The organism is Hasllibacter halocynthiae, assembly GCF_003003095.1.
Lineage (GTDB): Bacteria > Pseudomonadota > Alphaproteobacteria > Rhodobacterales > Rhodobacteraceae > Hasllibacter > Hasllibacter halocynthiae.
On sequence record NZ_PVTT01000002.1, the window covers coordinates 992316 to 1008036 of the forward strand.

At 71.1% G+C, this 15721-nt stretch carries 20 protein-coding genes and 1 pseudogene; 9 read left to right on the forward strand and 12 right to left on the reverse strand.

Annotated features, from left to right (window positions below; genetic code table 11):
- Positions 1–224: 224 nt before the first annotated feature.
- The 8 genes from rpsP to BCF33_RS11890 form a co-directional block, all read right to left on the reverse strand.
- Positions 225–629, reverse strand: coding sequence for a 30S ribosomal protein S16 (gene rpsP / locus BCF33_RS11855; protein WP_106161124.1), 405 nt, complete (start codon positions 627–629; stop codon positions 225–227).
- A 5-nt stretch (positions 630–634) separates the two neighbouring features.
- Positions 635–940, reverse strand: a complete 306-nt coding sequence (locus BCF33_RS11860; protein WP_106161125.1) for a chorismate mutase — start codon at positions 938–940, stop codon at positions 635–637.
- Complete coding sequence (locus BCF33_RS11865) at positions 937–1452, reverse strand: GNAT family N-acetyltransferase (protein ID WP_158259417.1); 516 nt, start codon at positions 1450–1452, stop codon at positions 937–939. The genes BCF33_RS11860 and BCF33_RS11865 overlap by 4 nt, the downstream gene beginning before the upstream one ends.
- Entirely contained in the window at positions 1449–1781 is a 333-nt protein-coding gene (locus BCF33_RS11870) for an NIPSNAP family protein (protein ID WP_106161127.1), read from the reverse strand. The genes BCF33_RS11865 and BCF33_RS11870 overlap by 4 nt, the downstream gene beginning before the upstream one ends.
- Complete coding sequence (locus BCF33_RS11875) at positions 1778–2305, reverse strand: GNAT family N-acetyltransferase (protein WP_106161128.1); 528 nt, start codon at positions 2303–2305, stop codon at positions 1778–1780. The genes BCF33_RS11870 and BCF33_RS11875 overlap by 4 nt, the downstream gene beginning before the upstream one ends.
- Before the next feature lie 25 nt (positions 2306–2330).
- Positions 2331–3851 carry a signal recognition particle protein gene (gene ffh / locus BCF33_RS11880; RefSeq protein ID WP_106161129.1) on the reverse strand — a complete coding sequence of 507 codons (1521 nt, stop codon included), beginning with the start codon at positions 3849–3851 and terminating at the stop codon, positions 2331–2333.
- Between the two features lie 228 nt (positions 3852–4079).
- Positions 4080–4562 carry a hypothetical protein gene (locus BCF33_RS11885; protein WP_106161130.1) on the reverse strand — a complete coding sequence of 161 codons (483 nt, stop codon included), beginning with the start codon at positions 4560–4562 and terminating at the stop codon, positions 4080–4082.
- Between the two features lie 58 nt (positions 4563–4620).
- Positions 4621–5202, reverse strand: a complete 582-nt coding sequence (locus BCF33_RS11890) for an FMN-dependent NADH-azoreductase (protein WP_106161131.1) — start codon at positions 5200–5202, stop codon at positions 4621–4623.
- Positions 5203–5470: 268 nt separating this feature from the next.
- On the opposite strand from BCF33_RS11890, the gene BCF33_RS11895 reads away from it, so the two are divergent.
- Positions 5471–6367, forward strand: coding sequence for a LysR family transcriptional regulator (locus BCF33_RS11895; protein ID WP_106161132.1), 897 nt, complete (start codon positions 5471–5473; stop codon positions 6365–6367).
- A 143-nt stretch (positions 6368–6510) separates the two neighbouring features.
- Here the strand turns inward: BCF33_RS11895 and BCF33_RS11900 are convergent.
- Positions 6511–6843 (reverse strand): annotated as a pseudogene (locus BCF33_RS11900) (ArsR/SmtB family transcription factor); the annotation flags it as partial.
- Between the two features lie 135 nt (positions 6844–6978).
- On the opposite strand from BCF33_RS11900, the gene BCF33_RS11905 reads away from it, so the two are divergent.
- From BCF33_RS11905 to BCF33_RS11925, 5 genes are all read left to right on the forward strand, one after another.
- The gene (locus BCF33_RS11905) at positions 6979–7323 is read left to right on the forward strand and encodes an AtpZ/AtpI family protein (RefSeq protein WP_106161134.1); all 345 of its coding nucleotides are present in this window, start codon (positions 6979–6981) and stop codon (positions 7321–7323) included.
- Positions 7324–7561: 238 nt separating this feature from the next.
- Entirely contained in the window at positions 7562–8269 is a 708-nt protein-coding gene (locus tag BCF33_RS11910; RefSeq protein WP_245883846.1) for a F0F1 ATP synthase subunit A, read from the forward strand.
- Between the two features lie 46 nt (positions 8270–8315).
- Positions 8316–8552, forward strand: coding sequence for a F0F1 ATP synthase subunit C (locus BCF33_RS11915; protein WP_106161135.1), 237 nt, complete (start codon positions 8316–8318; stop codon positions 8550–8552).
- Positions 8553–8631: 79 nt separating this feature from the next.
- Complete coding sequence (locus tag BCF33_RS11920; RefSeq protein WP_106161136.1) at positions 8632–9198, forward strand: F0F1 ATP synthase subunit B'; 567 nt, start codon at positions 8632–8634, stop codon at positions 9196–9198.
- Between the two features lie 3 nt (positions 9199–9201).
- On the forward strand, positions 9202–9768 hold the full coding sequence (locus BCF33_RS11925; protein ID WP_106161137.1) for a F0F1 ATP synthase subunit B: 567 nt from the start codon (positions 9202–9204) through the stop codon (positions 9766–9768).
- Between the two features lie 842 nt (positions 9769–10610).
- On the opposite strand, the gene BCF33_RS11930 is transcribed toward BCF33_RS11925, so the two are convergent.
- Together BCF33_RS11930 and BCF33_RS11935 are read right to left on the reverse strand one after the other, a co-directional pair.
- Positions 10611–11255, reverse strand: coding sequence for a YiaD family glycine zipper/OmpA-like lipoprotein (locus tag BCF33_RS11930; RefSeq protein WP_106161138.1), 645 nt, complete (start codon positions 11253–11255; stop codon positions 10611–10613).
- A 141-nt stretch (positions 11256–11396) separates the two neighbouring features.
- On the reverse strand, positions 11397–12293 hold the full coding sequence (locus tag BCF33_RS11935; RefSeq protein ID WP_106161139.1) for a methylated-DNA--[protein]-cysteine S-methyltransferase: 897 nt from the start codon (positions 12291–12293) through the stop codon (positions 11397–11399).
- Between the two features lie 162 nt (positions 12294–12455).
- Between BCF33_RS11935 and nth the strand changes: the two genes are divergently transcribed.
- Positions 12456–13115, forward strand: a complete 660-nt coding sequence (nth, locus tag BCF33_RS11940; protein WP_106161140.1) for an endonuclease III — start codon at positions 12456–12458, stop codon at positions 13113–13115.
- Entirely contained in the window at positions 13112–14107 is a 996-nt protein-coding gene (locus BCF33_RS11945) for an adenosine kinase (RefSeq protein ID WP_106161141.1), read from the forward strand. The genes nth and BCF33_RS11945 overlap by 4 nt, the downstream gene beginning before the upstream one ends.
- Positions 14108–14229: 122 nt before the next feature.
- Here the strand turns inward: BCF33_RS11945 and BCF33_RS11950 are convergent, their stop codons facing one another.
- Positions 14230–14403, reverse strand: coding sequence for a DUF1674 domain-containing protein (locus BCF33_RS11950; protein ID WP_106161142.1), 174 nt, complete (start codon positions 14401–14403; stop codon positions 14230–14232).
- Between the two features lie 41 nt (positions 14404–14444).
- Between BCF33_RS11950 and BCF33_RS11955 the strand changes: the two genes are divergently transcribed.
- Positions 14445–15698, forward strand: coding sequence for an RsmB/NOP family class I SAM-dependent RNA methyltransferase (locus BCF33_RS11955; protein ID WP_106161143.1), 1254 nt, complete (start codon positions 14445–14447; stop codon positions 15696–15698).
- The last annotated feature ends 23 nt before the right edge of the window (positions 15699–15721 follow it).

Consider the following 15721-nt stretch of genomic DNA (forward strand, 5'->3'; position numbering starts at 1 on the left):
ACCGGAGGAGGGCGCCGATGCGCGCCGTCCCCCTTTCCGCGGCGAGCCCCGATCCCCATCGACGAGGCCGAGGAGCGGCGGCGCCTCGCAGGACTGCGCACGGCGCGGTCCGTGGCTGCCGGGCGGGCGGAGACGGTTCGGCACATGGGCATCGAGGCGCTTCCCGGACAGCGAACGCCCGGCCGCGTGGGGCCGGGCGCTGCGACGGTGCGGGGCGCGGGGGATCACTCCTCCGCCGGGGCTTCCTCGGCGGGTGCCTCCTCGGCGGGGGCGCTGGCGGCCTCCTCGGCGGTGGCGGCCTTCGCGGCTCGCTCCTCCGCGCGCTCCTTGGCCTTGGCGCCCGGCTCCCCTTTCTGGGGGTTGTTGCGGGCGGCCTTCTCGCGCACGCCGGCCGCCTCGAGGAAGCGGGCGATCCGGTCGGAGGGTTGCGCGCCCTGGTCCAGCCAGTGCTGCACCCGTTCCATGTTCATCTTCACCCGGTCCTCCGAGTCCTTCGGCAGAAGCGGATTGTAGGTGCCCAGCTTCTCGATGAAGCGGCCGTCTCGGGGCATGCGGCTGTCGGCGGCGACGATGGAGTAGAACGGGCGCTTCTTCGAGCCCCCGCGCGAGAGGCGGATCTTCATGGCCATGGGTGCTATCCTTTGGTTTCCTGATGTTGCCGGTGATGGCGGATGACTTCCTCGATGATGAAGCCGAGGAACTTCTTGGCGAAGGCGGGATCGAGGCCCGCCTCCTTCGCAAGGTCTTCGAGCCGGGCGATCTGCGCGGCCTCTCGGGCCGGGTCGCTGGGCGGAAGGTCGTGATCGGCCTTGAGCGCGCCGACGGCCTGCGTCCGCTTGAACCGCTCGGCCAGGGTGTAGACGAGGACCGCGTCGAGGCGGTCGATGCTCTCGCGGTGGGCCTTGAGGACCTCTGCGGCGCGGGACTGCTCGGGGGTCATGCGGCCACCTCGTGCGTTCGGGGATCGGGGTGGCGCCAGGCCATGACGCCGGCCTCCGGGGTAGGGGCCCCGGGCTCGCGCCGGGCGCCCAGCCGCTCGGCCAGGCGGACGGAGGGCAGGTTGGCCGGGTCGATATAGCTGACGAGGGACGGCAGGTTCAGCGTGCCCCACGCGTGGTCCAGGCAGGCGCGCACCGCCTCGGTCATCAGCCCGCGCCCTTCGTCGGCGTCCTCCCAGATCGCCCAGGACATCTCCGGCTCCGGTATCCCAAGCGGCTCCCACGCGCCGGCCAGGCCGACGGTCCGACCCCCCTCGCGCACGGCGAAGGGGCCGTAGCCCTTCAGGTGCCACAGCCCCGCCAGATGCGCGAAGGCCCGCCAGACCGCGTCGCGGTCCGTCCCCGGCCCCCCCATGAAGCGCGAGCGGTCCGAGGCGACGAACGCCTCGAAGCCGGGCCAGTCCGCCAAGGCGATGGGGCGTAGGGTCAGGCGCTCCGTGGTCAGGACGGTCATATCCCGAGCTCCTCCGGCGAGGCGCCTTCCAGGACGGGGCGGGTGAAGGAGCGGTCGTAGCGGCGGATGCAGGCCGTCTCCTCGGCGAAGGCGTAGGCGCGCAGGCATTCCGGATCGTCCCACATGCGGGCGCGGTAGTCCTCGTAGGCGGCCAGCGAGGGGAAGGAGAAGTGACAGTAGGCCACGTCGTTGGGCCCCTCGTGCGGCATGTGATAGCCATGATGGGTGCCGCCCATCGCGCCGACCTTGGCGATCCAGAACCGGGCGTAGCGCTCGAACTCGGGCAGCTTGGCGGGGTCGATCTCGTATCGGACGGTGCAGGTGATCATGCCGCCGCACCCCAGTGCCGCATCACCACGTCGCCGGTGCTCGGCGCGGGTGCGCCCTCGTCGCGGCGGGCGCCCAGCCGCTCGGCCAGCGCGAGCGAGCGGGCATTGTCCGGCGAGACGTAGGAGACCAGCGAAGGCGGCCGCGCCTCCTCGCGGATCCAGTCGCGGAAGGCCGACGCCGCCTCCGAAAGGTAGCCGTGGCCCTCGTGGCCCTCGAAGGCCAGCCAGCCCAGCTCGAACTCGGGGAAGGTCGGCAGATCGTTGAAGACGACCTGACCCACCGTCTCGCCCCCGCGATCCACCGCCAACGCGCCCGTGCCGGTCAGCCCCCATTGTCCGAAATCCGAGCAGAACCATCCCCACGCCGCCTGCGCGTCGTAGGGCCCACCGATGTGAGCCGCCCTGTCCGAAGCCATGAAGGCGGCGTAGGCTGGCCAGTCCCCGCGCCGGTGGGGGCGCAGGGCCAACCGGTCCGTCCGAAGGAAGGGCGGCTCGCGCGGGGGGAGGGTGGTCTTGAGGCTCATGCGGGTCGGGATCACGGGCCGGCCGTCACTTCTTCTTGCCGAAACCGGAAAGGCCCGGGGGCAGGGCCGCGCCGGGGGCGAACGGGTTGCCGCCGGGCGTGCCGACGCCGGGCATCGTCCCGGGCAGGCCGCCCGCGCCCACGCCCGCGCCGCCCTGCATGGCCTGCTGCGCCTCGGCCAACTCGGCCTTGGAGGGGCCGCCGCCGAACATGCCGCGCATAGCCTGACGCAGCATCCCGCCCTTCATGCGGCCCATCTTCTTCATCATGTCCGACATCTGCCGGTGCATCTTCAGGAGCTGGTTGAGCTGGCTCACCTCGAGGCCCGCCCCCCTGGCGATGCGCTTCTTGCGGCTCGCCTGGAGGATTCCGGGGTTCGCCCGCTCCTGCTTCGTCATGGAGGAGATGAGCGCGAGCTGCCGCTTCAGGAGGCGGTCGTCGAGGCCCGCCTCGGCGACCTGCTTCGACATCTTCGCCATGCCGGGCATCATGCCCATCACGGATTCCATGCCGCCCATCTTCTGCATCTGCTCGATCTGCATCCGAAGGTCGTTCATGTTGAACTGGCCCTTCTGGAAGCGCTTCATCATGCGCTCGGCCTGCTCGGCCTCGATGGTCTCCTGCGCCTTCTCGACGAGAGCGACGATGTCCCCCATGCCGAGGATGCGGCCCGCGATGCGCTCGGGCTCGAATGTCTCGAGCGCATCCAGCTTCTCGCCCGTGCCAACGAAGCGGATGGGCTTGCCGGTGACCGCGCGCATGGACAGGGCCGCCCCGCCGCGCCCGTCGCCGTCCATCCGGGTCAGCACGACCCCCGTGATGCCGATCCGTTCGTCGAAGTTCTCGGCCGTGGTGACGGCGTCCTGGCCGGTCAGGCCGTCCACCACCAGCAGCGTCTCGCGCGGGCTGGCGACGTCGCGGACGGCCTCGACCTGGGCCATCAGCTCCTCGTCGATGGACAGACGCCCCGCGGTGTCGAGCATGTAGACGTCGTAGCCCGCCAGCGCCGCCTGCGCCTTGGCGCGGCGGGCGATCTGAACGGGGGTCTCGCCCGGGACGATGGGCAGGGTGTCCACGCCGATCTGCTGGCCGAGGATGGCGAGCTGCTCCATCGCGGCGGGACGGTTCGTGTCGAGCGAGGCCATCAGCACGCGCTTCCTCTCCCGCTCGGCGAGGCGCTTGGCGATCTTGGCGGTCGTCGTCGTCTTGCCGCCGCCCTGGAGGCCGACCATCAGGATCGGCGCGGGCGGGCTGTCGATCTTCAGGGCGCCGGGATCTCCCTCGCCGCGCAGGGTGGCGGTCAACTCGTCGTTGACGATCTTCACCACCTGCTGGCCCGGCGTCACCGATCTCGTGACCGATTGGCCGGTCGCCTTTTCCTGCACGCGGGCGACGAAGTCGCGGGCCACGGGAAGGGATACGTCCGCCTCGAGCAGGGCGACGCGCACCTCGCGCAGGGCGGTGCGGACGTCGTCCTCGGAAAGGGCACCCTGCTTGGTCAGGCGCTCGAAGACGCCACCCAGACGTTCGGAAAGGGATTCGAACATGCTTCGTCTCCTCGCTCTGGCGCCCCCGATGCGGGGACGGCCCGGCGGCCCGCCGTCGCTGCACGTCGCGCGGGGCTCGGCCTTCGTAACGCCGATCGCCCCCGCGGGCGAACATCGCTGGCGGGGGGCGATCCCGGCGACGGTGCCGGGACCGGAAGGATGTGCCTTCCGGGACGGAGCGCGCCCTATCGTCCCAAGCGCCCTTCGGTCAAGGGCCGCGCCGAGGGCTCAGGCGGCCATGCGCCAGCGCGCGCGTCGTAGCCAGCGGTTCACCTCGCGGACGGCGGCAGGCGTGGCGGGACCGGAGAGGAACCGGCGCGAGGCGGGCACGACTTCCCCGCCGCCGAAGTGCAGCACCAGCCTGTGACAGTCGGGCCGCCCCTCCGTCCCGGTGGTCGTCTCGACCCCTGCATGGGACAGGGCGGCGAGCGGGTGCACCGTCCGCGCGGCACCATAGACCCCTACCCGGTCGAGCCGCACGAGGTTCCGGTCCGCGTCGAGGTCGATGCGCGCCCGCTCCAGCGCCACCGCGAAGGCCGCCGAGAGGACGATCGCGCCGGTCAGCGCAGCGGTCGGGTCCCCCGACGAGTTCCAGACCTCGGCGAGACCGGCGGCAGTCACCATGGCGATGCCGCCGCCCAGCGCGGCGGCCAGCCCGAGGGGGCGTTGTTCCGCGATCAGGCGCTGGGGATCCTCGCTCAGGAGCTGCATGGGGTCGGAACGCCCCGTACCGGAGGGGGGGTTCCCGCCGGTCCGGCACGTCCGGGCGTCATGCCGCCGGCGAGAGGGCGTCGATTTCCGCATAGGCCCCCTCGACCTTCGCCTCCCCACCCATGTTCAGCTGATCGGCGGTGACGACCGACACATCCGCGATCCCGATGAATCCCAGAAAGAAGCGCAGCCACGGTGTCGCCCAGTCGACCTCGCTTCCGGTCTGCGTGCCCCCGGAGGCCACGGCCACGATGGCGCGTTTGCCTTCCAGCAGCCCCTCTGGTCCGCTGGCCCCGTACCGGAAGGTCACGCCCACGCGCGCGGCGAGGTCGGCCCATGCCTTCAGGCTGGCCGGGGGTCCGAAGTTGTAGATGGGCATCCCGATCACGATCGTGTCCGCGGCTCGAAGCTCGGCCACCACGGCGTCCGACGGCGCGATGGCGGCGCGCTGGGCCTCCGTGCGTTCCTCGGGGGCGGCGAAGTATGCGGCGACCATCTCCTCCGTGACGAGGGCTGGCGGCCGGGCCGCGAGGTCGCGGTGGATGACCTTGCCGCCCAGCCGCGCGGCGATGCGCCCGGTGAGCCTGCGGGTCACGGAGTCGGCGCGGCGGGCGGAGGCGTCGATGCGAAGGATTGTCATGGGTCCGGTCTCCTGGGAAGAGGGGGTTCGCAGGGCCGGATATGACGGCGATGCCGGTTCGGGAGAACGCAGGCTGGCGCACCGGCGCTGTGCGGCGGCGCAAGGGCGGCGCAGGACGCGCGCGTCCTTCTCCCCTTGATGCCATGCCCTTGCAGAATCGTCGGATCGGCCCTTCCTATGCCCGTCGACGGTGCGCGCTCGCACAGGATGCCCGCACCGGATACCGAACGCTCCTCGTTGGAGGGCGGACGCAGCCGGAGGACCTGCCATGGCCGTCGATTCGTGGGACGAGATCCGCACCGCCTATCACGTCGCGCGCGCCGGCACCGTCTCCGGCGCGGCAGAGGCGCTCGGGGTGCATCATGCGACGGTCATCCGGCATGTCGGCTCGCTGGAGGCGTCGCTGGGCGTGAAGCTCTTTCAGAGGCACGCGCGCGGCTACACCCCGACCGAGGCTGGGCAGGACCTGCTGACGGTCGCGCGCGCCACGGACGATCAGTTCGAGCAGCTCGTCTCCCGCGTGAAGGGCCGTGGCGCCGGGATCGGGGGCGAGCTCGTCGTGACCTCTCTGCACACGGTCTCGCCCTTCCTCGTGCCGGTGATCCACGCCTTCCAGCGCGAGCACCCGGGCCTGACCGTGCGCTATCTGACGGGCGACGAGGTCCTGCGCCTCGAATACGGCGAAGCGCACGTCGCCGTCCGCGCGGGTTCCCGTCCCGAGCAGCTCGACAACGTGGTGCAGAGGTTCCTCGCCATGCCCGTCGCCCTCTATGCCAGTCGCGACTACCTCGCGCGGGCCGGCACGCCCGAGAGCGAAGCGCAGCTCGCGGGCCACGACTTCGTCGCCCTCGACGACGCTCAGAGCCGCGCGCCCTTCCAGCGATGGCTGGTCGACAACATCCCCGCCGAACGGATCGTGTTCCGCGTCTCGGACCACCGGGTCATCCGGCAGGCGATCCTCGAAGGGGTGGGCCTGGGCTTCTCGACGCCGTGGGAAGCCGCGCGCCACCCCGAGCTCGTCCAGGTCATGCCCCCGCGCGAGGAATGGTCCGCCCCCCTCTGGCTGGTGACGCATGTGGACCTGCACCGGACCGCCAAGGTCCAGGGCTTCCTCGACGCCCTGAAAGCGGCGGCAAAGGGGGGGACGGTCGGAACCTCCGCCTAGGAAGGGGGGTTGCCCGGCCGAACGGGAAGGGAAGGGGCCCCATGCGGAACCTCGTCTACGTCGTGCTGCTCGTCGTCCTCGCGCTCCTGCTGCTGCAGGTGTTCGGCCTCCTCTTCTGAGGCGGCGGCTGCGTTCGGGCAGCGCTGCGCGTCCGGAAGCTCGCCCTCCAGGAACCGCTCGAAGGCGTCGAGGTCGAGGGCCTCGAACCCTCCCACGGAAGCCAGCCATGTCGCCGCGGCCCGCATCGCGTCCGGCTCGAGCTTGCACCAAGTCAGCCTGCCCCGCCGCTCCTGCGCGATCAGCCCCGCGCGGCTCAGCACCCGGAGATGCTTCGAGACGGCGGCGAGCGAGATGTCGAACCCCTCCGCCACGTCGGTCACCGCCATGTCGTCCAGAAGCAGGAGGCGCAGGATCGCCCTGCGGTTCGGCTCCGCGAGGGCGGCGAAGACGGCGTCGAGATCGGCGGAGCGGGCCATGCCGGCGTTATGCTCAACCGTGGGGTTGAATGTCGAGAGGGTACAGGGCGGGGTGGAGGCCCGATTTAATCGTTCCGAGACAACACATTGCGCCTCGTTGACACGGACACCTCCCCCGCATAGCACCCGCCCCGCATGTCGGACGGCCCCGAAGGCACGGAATCGCGCATGGCGCGCCTGGAGGCGAAGCTCGCCGAGGCCCGCCTGCGTCACGCGCCCCCCCCGCGGGAGGTGCACGCGCATGACAGGGCGCATGTCGCCTGGCGGATGGTCATCGAGCTGGTCTCTGGAATCGGGATCGGCTTCGGGATCGGCCTGGGGCTCGACGTCCTGTTCGGGACGCGTCCGTTCGGGCTGGTCCTGCTCACATTGCTGGGCTTCGCAGCGGGCGTGAACGTCATGTTGCGGACGGCGAAGGAAATTCAGGAGGGCACGCCCTCCGAGACGGAGGAAGACGCCAATGGCGACCGAGGAGTCTGAGGGCTTGGTCTTCCACCCGATGGACCAGTTCATCATCAAGCCTCTCTTCGAGGAGAGCGCGGAGGTCACCGGCGTCGCCAGCGAGGGCGGCATCGCCATCCTTCCGAACGGCGAGATCGTCGCCGAATGCGCGCGAGGCATCGGCGAGCACATCGGCGTCGCCACCCTCTCGACGGGCCAAGTGGCCGAGATTGGCTGCGAGCAGATCGTGGCCTTCGCCGACGCGCAGTCCGCTGGGGTGCCCTATCTCGCCAACCTCGCCGAGCTGGGGCTCCAACCGATCCGCTGGTACACGGTCACCAACTCGACCCTGTGGATGGCGTTGACGGTGCTGGCCATCGCGGCGATGATGCTTCTGGGCACGCGCGGCCGCTCGGTGGTGCCCAGCCGCGGCCAATCCATCGCCGAACTGGCCTACGGCTTCATCCACAAGATGGTCGAGGACGTCGCCGGCAAGGAGGCGCTGCGCTACTTCCCCTACATCTTCACGCTCTTCCTGTTCATCATCTTCTCCAACTTCCTCGGCCTCATCCCCACCGCCTTTACGCCGACCGCGCAGATCGCGGTGACGGCGGTGCTGGCGCTGGCGGTGTTCCTCGGGGTCACGATCCTGGGGTTCGTGAAGAACGGCGCGAGCTTCCTGCAGCTCTTCTGGGTGTCGTCGGCGCCCGGCTGGCTGCGCGCGCCGCTCGCGGTGATCGAGGTCATCTCCTACTTCGTGCGTCCGGTCAGCCACTCGATCCGTCTCGCCGGCAACATGACGGCCGGTCACGCGGTGATCAAAGTGTTCGCGGCCTTCGCAGCGCTGCTCGCGGTGTCGCCGCTGGCGATCCTCGGCGTCGTCGCGATCTACGGGCTCGAGGTGCTGGTCTGCGCGATCCAGGCCTACGTCTTCACCATCCTCACCTGCGTCTATCTCAAGGACGCGCTGCATCCCCATCACTGACCGCCATGCGGTCCCCGTGATCTTCCAACCGTAAGGAGATACCTCAATGGAAGTCGGACTCGTCCTCATGGGCGCCTATCTCGGCGCCGGTTTCGCCGCCCTCGGCATGGGCCTCGCCGCGATCGGCGTGGGCAACGTCGCCGGCAACTTCCTGGCGGGCGCGCTGCGCAACCCTTCGGCGGCCCCCGGCCAGACCGCGACGCTCTTCATCGGCATCGCCTTCGCCGAGGCGCTGGGCATCTTCGCCTTCCTCGTCGCGCTGCTGCTGATGTTCGCCACCTGACGGCCTGGCGAAGCTGACGTCCTTACGGGCCGGGGCGGGCGGACAGCCCCCCCGGCATGCACCCCCAAGGGGAGGCCGCATGGCTGCAACACGACATATCGCATGGGGCGCGCCGCTCCTCCTCGCCGCGGGTCCTGTCCGTGCCGCCGAAGAGGAAGGCGGGCTGCCGCAGCTCGACTTCTCGACCTTCCCCAACCAGATCTTCTGGCTCGTGGTCGCGCTCGTCGCGATCTACCTGATCCTCTCTCGCATCGCCCTGCCGCGTATCGGCGCCACCCTGGCCGAGCGATCGGGCACGATCTCGAACGACCTCGCCGCTGCCGAGGACCTCAAGGCCCGCGCGGCCGAGGCCGAGAAGGCCTACGAGAAGGCCCTCGCCGATGCCCGCGCCGAGGCGCGGGGCATCGCCGACGAGGCCCGTGCGGAGATCCAGAAGGAGCTCGACGCTGCCATCGCCGAGGCCGACGCCCGCATCGCCGAACGCGCCGCCGAGAGCGAGGAGCAGATCGCGACGATCCGCGACAGCGCCACCGCATCCGTTCGCGAGGTCGCGCGCGAGACCGCGCAGGCCATCGTCGCCGCGATGGGCGTCGAGGCCGATCGCGGCATGGTGGACGCCGCAGTCGAAACACGGATGGAGGGCTGACAGATGACGCGCTTCCCGATCCCCGTCGCCATGACCTTTCTCGCCGCCACCCCTGCCCTCGCGGCCGGGGATTACGGCTTCTTCTCCTTTCGGAACACGGACTTCATCGTCCTGATCGGGTTTCTCGTGTTCCTCGGCATCCTTCTCTACTTCAAGGTGCCCTCGACGGTCGCGGGCCTGCTCGACAAGCGGGCTGCAGGCATCCGCTCGGATCTCGACGAGGCGCGCGGCCTCCGGGACGAGGCGCAAACTCTTCTCGCGTCCTACGAGCGCAAGCAGCGCGAGGTCGAGGAGCAGGCCGGCCGCATCGTGAAGAACGCCCGCGCCGAGGCGGAGACCGCTGCCGAGGAAGCGCGGGCCGAGCTCGAAAGGGCCGTGGCACGCCGCCTCGCCGGCGCTGAGGAGCAGATCGCTTCGGCCGAAGCCGCCGCCGTGGCCGAAGTCAAGAACCGCGCCATCGAGGTGGCGACCCGGGCCGCCGCTGCGGTGATCGCCGAACGAATGGATGCCCAGCGTGCCGACGCGCTCATCGACGACTCGATTCGGACCGTCGGCGCGAAGTTGCACTGAGCCGCGGCGGCGCCCAGCCCTGCCGCGACCCTGCCGTCCGGCGAACGCGTCAGTTTCTATCGGGCGGAGTTCCCCAACGCGCGCTCCGGAGGCTCGTCGAGTAGCGCTTCGCCTGCCATGTCCATGTGCGCTGCGGCAGCCAAATCGCCGCCGATAAGGGTGGGCGCCGCGGATCGATGTGGCAACGTGGCGACCGCCCGGTCCCGACTTGGCAGAGCGCCCCATGCGGGTAGCCCTTCCCTGACATTACCGCCCAATTCGGCAGCATGCCGAGCATGAAGCATCTCACGTGCAGCAGGGCGGCATCGTGGCTGCCCCCACCATGGCGAGTAGGAAGTCCGCGTCCTTGTGCCCATCCGCCTTCCGCATCGCCCCATCGACTGAACGGGCGCCGCAGGGTAGCGGCGATCGACGCCAGGCACGCCTGTCAGGCGGTGAGCCTAGCGACACCGCAGACGAAGGCGAGGAGGTGCATGGCGTCGCTCAGATCGCTGAAGGATGCGTGAAACGCCGGGAGGAGGCAGCGCTGCCGGTGACCTCGTGCGCGACGACGCCAGCCGCGGCAGGCAGCATCTATACTCTATTCGCGCTCGGCTTGGCAGAGGCCGCTGAGATATGAGGGGCGGAAGTGGGGCAGCTGTTCGGGGGGCGTAGCCCTCCCCCGCAAGGACGCAGAACGCCCTGCAAGATTAGAGGTTCGATCTGTTCGACTACGATGCGCCCGCACCATGGCGAAGCGGGATCGGCTGGAGCGGAGTCGTATGTCCGGCGCCTGAACGCGAACACGGGCCACCCCGGGGAAGCGGGGCGGCCCGTCCGCTACGCCTGATCTCGGGTCTGGATCACCGCTCGGTGATGACGATCTCGACGCGGCGGTTCTGCTGGCGCCCCTCCGGGGTAAGGTTCGAGGCGATCGGCTGATCCTCGCCGGCACCGACTGTGCGGATGCGCTGAGGCGCGACGCCGCCAGCGACCAGTTGCTGCGCCACGGCCTGCGCCCGGCGGGAGGAGAGGTCGCGGTTGTAGGCTGCGCTGCCGGTGTTGTCGGCATGGCCGATCACCTGGACGCGCGTGCTTGGGAACTGGTTCATCGACCGCGCGAGCGTAGTGAGGTCCCGCTGCAGCGAGCCGGTCAGCTGCGCGCTGTCCGTACGGAACAGGATGTCCTGCGGCAGCGTCACGACGAGCCGGTCGCCCGTATTCACGATGCCGACCCCGCCGGACAGCGATTGGCGCAGCGCCGCCTCCTGCCGGTCGAGGACCGAGCCCGCGACCCCGCCCGTGCCGGCGCCGACCACCGCGCCGATCGCGGCGTCGCGCAGCCGGTCGCCGCTGTCGGCCTGGGCCGCGCCGATCACGGCGCCGACGAGTGCGCCCGTGGCCGCGCCACGCTGCGTGTTGCTGTCCAGGGGCTGGCCCGTTGGTGCCACGGTGCAGGCGGTCAGCGCGAGCGCGGCGCCGGAAAGCGTGAGGAAGGTCTTGGTCATGCGGGTCGTCCTTGATTCGTGATCATGGCGCGGATCGCGCCCACCGGGATATGCTGTGGGCCCTCCGCCGCCGTCATGCCATGACGGCGGCGGATCGGGGCCCTTCGGGGCGCAAACCCGTCCCGGCCCGCCCGGTTCCGCTCAAGGTGCGGCGGAATCCGGCGCAAGGCCGGCAGCCTCCAGCGCCAGCATCGCCCGCTTGCGCGGCAGCCCCCAATGGTACCCACCAAGGCCCCCTGTCGCCCGGATCGCCCGGTGGCACGGGATCAGCCAGGAGACGGGGTTGCGCCCCACCGCCGTCCCTACGGCGCGTACCGCTCGCGGGTTGCCGATGGCGCCGGCGATCTCGCCGTAGGTGGTAACGTGCCCCGAAGGGACGCGCATGAGGGCTTCCCAGACCTTGATCTGGAAGGGTGCCCCGATGGGCGCCAGCCGTGCGCCCCCGTTCGGTCCGGGCGCGAAGGCGGCGTCGGCGAGGGGGGCGACAGAGGCAGGATCCCGGCGCAGCTCGGCGCGTGGAAAGCGACGGGCGAGATTCTCGAACGCCGCCTCCCGCCCCGTGGCGCCGGTCTTCAGCCCGTCCTCGAAGCCGATGGCCGCAATTCCCCGTTCCGTGGCGAAGACCAGGGCATGGCCGAAGGGCGAATCGACCCATGCCCAGCGGAGCGCGCGGTTTCCCGCAGCCCATTCACCGGGGGTCATCGCCTCCCAGGTGACGAAGAGGTCGTGCAGCCGCCCGCCCCCCGACAGCCCAGCGGCATGCGCGGCATCGAATGTGGTGAACCGCTCCGCGAGGAGGGCCTTGGCATGGCCCAGCGTCAGGTACTGCTGCAACCGCTTGGGGCTGACGCCGGCCCAGCGGGTGAAGACGCGCTGGAAGTGCGCGGGGGACATGGACATGCGGCGGGCCAGATCCTCCAGCGGCAAGGGTGCGCCGCCTGCGGCGTCGATCGCCTCGATGGCGCGAGCCATGACGCCGTAATGGTAGGCGCCCGCGTTCGGGTCGATGGGCGGGTCGATGGGGGCGTGCTCGGTCATGGGGGTCAGGCTAGGCCGTGGGCCCGGCTCGCGCGACCCGGACCTTGCGCGAAGCGAGCCCCACGGTCAGCCGGGCCCCGGCGCCTTGCCGGGATCGCCGGAGTGCGCCTGCGCGGCGAAGAAGGGTTGCCCGCCCCCCGCCGCGCGGGCAGGGGAGAGGCGATGGCCCGCGTCCCGCCCCCGCTTCCCTTCTCCGTCCAGGAGGAGATCTTCCGCCGTTTCGAGGCGGCCGAGCCTGAGCCGGAGGGCGAACTCGAGCACGTGAACGCCTACACCCTCGTCGTGGCGGTGGCCCTCTCGGCGCAGGCGACGGACGCGGGCGTGAACAAGGCGACCCGCGCGCTGTTCGCGATCGCCGATACCCCCGCGAAGATGCTGGCCCTGGGCGAGGCCGGGCTGCTCGAGCACATCAAGTCCATCGGCCTCTTCCGCAACAAGGCAAAGAACGTGATCGCCCTCTCGCGCATCCTCGTGGAGGAGCATGGCGGCGAGGTGCCGTCGAGCCGCGCCGCGCTGCAGGCCCTGCCAGGCGTCGGGCGCAAGACTGCGAACGTCGTGCTGCAGATGTGGTTCGGCCATCCCGCCCAGGCGGTGGACACCCATGTCTTCCGCGTCGCGAACCGCACCCGCATCGCGCCCGGAAAGGACGTCGAGGCCGTCGAGCGCGCGATCGAGGACAACGTTCCCGTCCGCTACCAGCGCCATTCGCACCACTGGCTCATCCTTCACGGCCGCTACACCTGCGTCGCGCGCAAGCCGAAATGCCCGGCCTGCCTGATCCACGACCTCTGCCCTTACCCCGAGAAGACGGAAGCTGCATGACCCCGACCGAAGCCCGCCCCGTGATCGGCATCGGCAACGCCGTAATGGACGTGATCAGCGCCTGCGACGACGCCTTCCTCGACCACATGTCGATCGAGAAGGGCATCATGCAGCTCGTCGAGCGCGAGCGGGCCGAACGTCTCTTCGCCGCGATGGACGGCAGAACAGAGGCTCCGGGTGGCTCTGTCGGCAACACGATCGCGGGCCTCGGTGCGCTGGGGCTGCCCACCGCCTTCGTCGGGCGGGTGGCGCGCGATGGCGTCGGCACCCGCTACGCCGCCTCCATCGAGACGGCCGGGACGGCGTTCCCCAACCCGCCGGCGGAGACGGCGCTGCCCTCCTCGCGCTCGATGATCTTCGTGACGCCCGACGGCGAGCGGTCGATGAACACCTACCTCGGCGCCTCCGCCGATCTCGGCCCCCCGGACGTGGACCTCGCGCTGATGGGACGGGCTTCCATCCTCCTTTTGGAGGGCTACCTCTTCGACAAGGAGCCCGGGAAGCAGGCCTTCCGGGCCGCCGCGAAAGCCTGTGCCCAGGGGGGCGGGCGCGCAGGCGTCACCCTGTCGGACCCGTTCTGCGTGGATCGGCATCGCGGCGATTTCCGCGCGCTGATCGAAGGGCCGATGAACTTCGCCATCGGCAACCGGGAGGAGTGGCTCGCCCTCTACGAGACGGACGATCTCGACGAGGCGCTAGCCTTAGCCTCCGCCGCCTGCGCCGTGGTCGCCTGCACCCGTTCGAGCGATTCGGTGATCGTCCTGGCGGGCGGCACCCGCGCCGAGGCCCCGGTCGAGCGGGTTGTGCCCGTGGACGCGACGGGTGCCGGCGACCAGTTCGCCGCCGGTTTCCTCTATGGCATGGCACGGGGCGCGGGGGCAGAGGTCATGGGCCGGACAGGCGTCGCCTGCGCGGCGGAGGTGATTGGCCATGTCGGTCCTCGGCCGGAAATGGACATGCGGGCGCGCCTCGCGGAACTGGGCCTCGCCTGAGCTTCGCGCAAACCCGCAAGCCGCTGCTGGAAGGAAGGGCCCGTTCCCGCAAGTCCGTGCGGAGTTCTTCGGGAGGCCTTCGCCGCGAGAACCGGCCGGTTCACGACACCTCACGGACCTCGTCAGAAGTCGTAGGCGATGCCCTTCTTCTCCCAATCGCCGTAGCGCACGGGTTCGGGCCCTTCGCGGCCGCCCAGCTCTGGCGGCAGGTCGAGGGCCTTCGCGGCGGCGCGGCGAGCCTCAGCCTCGGCCAGGGCGCGGCGGGCGGCTTCGGGCATGTCCTTCCGGTCGGTCATGCCCCGCCATATAGGCCCTCCGAGGCCTGAGGGGGAGAGCCATGGAAGGCATCGAAGCGCGCGCCGCCGCCGTGGCCCTCTTCCGCGAGGTCACCGAACGGGGATGCACCCTGGAGGAGGCCACCATGCCGGACCTTCCGCCCGCGGGCCGGGCTGCTGCACGCCGCCTGGCCACGGGAGCGCTGCGGCATCTCGCGCGGGCCGACGCGGTGCTCAAGCCCCTCCTCCGGAAGGCCCCGCCCCCTTCGGCCCGTGCCGTCCTGCGCGTCGCGGTCGCCGAGATCATGAGCGGTGGCGCGCCCCATGCGGTCGTCTCGGACGCGGTCGCCCTCGCAAGGCGCGAGCCCGGCGCGGCGCGGCTGGGCGGGATGGCGAACGCGGTCCTGCGCCGCGCCGCCGGGGAGGAGGAGGCGCGCGCGCGTTGGGACGCCGCCGGGCCGAACCGCCTGCCGAACTGGATCCGGGGGCGGGTGCAGTCCGCCGTGGGCGCCCGCCGGACCGCCCGGATCGAAGCCGCGCACGACCGCGGCGCGCCGCTCGACCTGACGCCGAGGGACGGGGAGGCCGGCGCGCTGGCTACCCGCCTCGGCGGCGATGCGCTGCCTTCGGGGTCGGTGCGCCTCGCGGCGCCGGGGCAGGTCAGCGCCCTGCCGGGATTCGAGGCCGGGGAATGGTGGGTGCAGGACGCCGCCGCCGCCCTGCCTGCGCGAATGCTGGGGATCGAGCGGGGCATGACCGCCCTCGATCTCTGTGCGGCGCCGGGCGGCAAAGCGATGCAGATGGCCGCCCTCGGGGCCAGGGTGACGGCGCTCGACCTCTCCGAGGGACGGATGGCGCGGGTGGCGGAGAACCTGGCCAGGACGGGCCTGCCGGCGGAGCTCGTCGTGGCGGATGCGCTCGCATGGGGAGGACCACGTTTCGACCGGGTCCTTCTCGACGCGCCATGCAGCGCCACGGGAACGATCCGGCGACACCCGGACCTGCCCTTCGTGCGCGACGGCTCGGGCCTGAAGTTCCTGACGGCGCAGCAGGACGCGCTTCTCGACGCCGCTCTGGGGCATCTCGCGCCCGGGGGGCGGCTGGTGTTCTGCACCTGCTCACTCCTGCCCGACGAAGGGGAGGAGCGGATCGCGGCCGCATTGGCCCGGCACCCGGATATCCGGGCGGTCGACATCTTGCCGGAGGGCGCGGATCCCGGTTGGCGCAGCGGCGGGGGTCTGCGGACCATGCCCGATCTCTGGCCGGACTGGGGCGGGATGGACGGATTCTTTATGGCCGCGCTCGAACGGGCCTGAGGGCGTTGCGCGCCGACCCCGTT

What these genes read in the sequence shown, in the direction of transcription:
- BCF33_RS11935 (WP_106161139.1), bottom strand. Translation starts at nt 12,293, where the DNA reads ATGACCGAGCACGCCCCCATCGACCCGCCCATCGACCCGAACGCGGGC.
- BCF33_RS11860 (WP_106161125.1), bottom strand. Translation starts at nt 940, where the DNA reads ATGACCCCCGAGCAGTCCCGCGCCGCAGAGGTCCTCAAGGCCCACCGC.
- BCF33_RS11895 (WP_106161132.1), top strand. Translation starts at nt 5,471, where the DNA reads ATGGCCGTCGATTCGTGGGACGAGATCCGCACCGCCTATCACGTCGCG.
- BCF33_RS11905 (WP_106161134.1), top strand. Translation starts at nt 6,979, where the DNA reads ATGTCGGACGGCCCCGAAGGCACGGAATCGCGCATGGCGCGCCTGGAG.
- BCF33_RS11925 (WP_106161137.1), top strand. Translation starts at nt 9,202, where the DNA reads ATGACGCGCTTCCCGATCCCCGTCGCCATGACCTTTCTCGCCGCCACC.
- BCF33_RS11920 (WP_106161136.1), top strand. Translation starts at nt 8,632, where the DNA reads ATGGCTGCAACACGACATATCGCATGGGGCGCGCCGCTCCTCCTCGCC.
- BCF33_RS11890 (WP_106161131.1), bottom strand. Translation starts at nt 5,202, where the DNA reads ATGACAATCCTTCGCATCGACGCCTCCGCCCGCCGCGCCGACTCCGTG.
- BCF33_RS11885 (WP_106161130.1), bottom strand. Translation starts at nt 4,562, where the DNA reads ATGCAGCTCCTGAGCGAGGATCCCCAGCGCCTGATCGCGGAACAACGC.
- ffh (WP_106161129.1), bottom strand. Translation starts at nt 3,851, where the DNA reads ATGTTCGAATCCCTTTCCGAACGTCTGGGTGGCGTCTTCGAGCGCCTG.
- BCF33_RS11915 (WP_106161135.1), top strand. Translation starts at nt 8,316, where the DNA reads ATGGAAGTCGGACTCGTCCTCATGGGCGCCTATCTCGGCGCCGGTTTC.
- BCF33_RS11870 (WP_106161127.1), bottom strand. Translation starts at nt 1,781, where the DNA reads ATGATCACCTGCACCGTCCGATACGAGATCGACCCCGCCAAGCTGCCC.
- BCF33_RS11930 (WP_106161138.1), bottom strand. Translation starts at nt 11,255, where the DNA reads ATGACCAAGACCTTCCTCACGCTTTCCGGCGCCGCGCTCGCGCTGACC.
- nth (WP_106161140.1), top strand. Translation starts at nt 12,456, where the DNA reads ATGGCCCGCGTCCCGCCCCCGCTTCCCTTCTCCGTCCAGGAGGAGATC.
- BCF33_RS11950 (WP_106161142.1), bottom strand. Translation starts at nt 14,403, where the DNA reads ATGACCGACCGGAAGGACATGCCCGAAGCCGCCCGCCGCGCCCTGGCC.
- BCF33_RS11875 (WP_106161128.1), bottom strand. Translation starts at nt 2,305, where the DNA reads ATGAGCCTCAAGACCACCCTCCCCCCGCGCGAGCCGCCCTTCCTTCGG.
- BCF33_RS11945 (WP_106161141.1), top strand. Translation starts at nt 13,112, where the DNA reads ATGACCCCGACCGAAGCCCGCCCCGTGATCGGCATCGGCAACGCCGTA.
- rpsP (WP_106161124.1), bottom strand. Translation starts at nt 629, where the DNA reads ATGGCCATGAAGATCCGCCTCTCGCGCGGGGGCTCGAAGAAGCGCCCG.
- BCF33_RS11865 (WP_158259417.1), bottom strand. Translation starts at nt 1,452, where the DNA reads ATGACCGTCCTGACCACGGAGCGCCTGACCCTACGCCCCATCGCCTTG.
- BCF33_RS11955 (WP_106161143.1), top strand. Translation starts at nt 14,445, where the DNA reads ATGGAAGGCATCGAAGCGCGCGCCGCCGCCGTGGCCCTCTTCCGCGAG.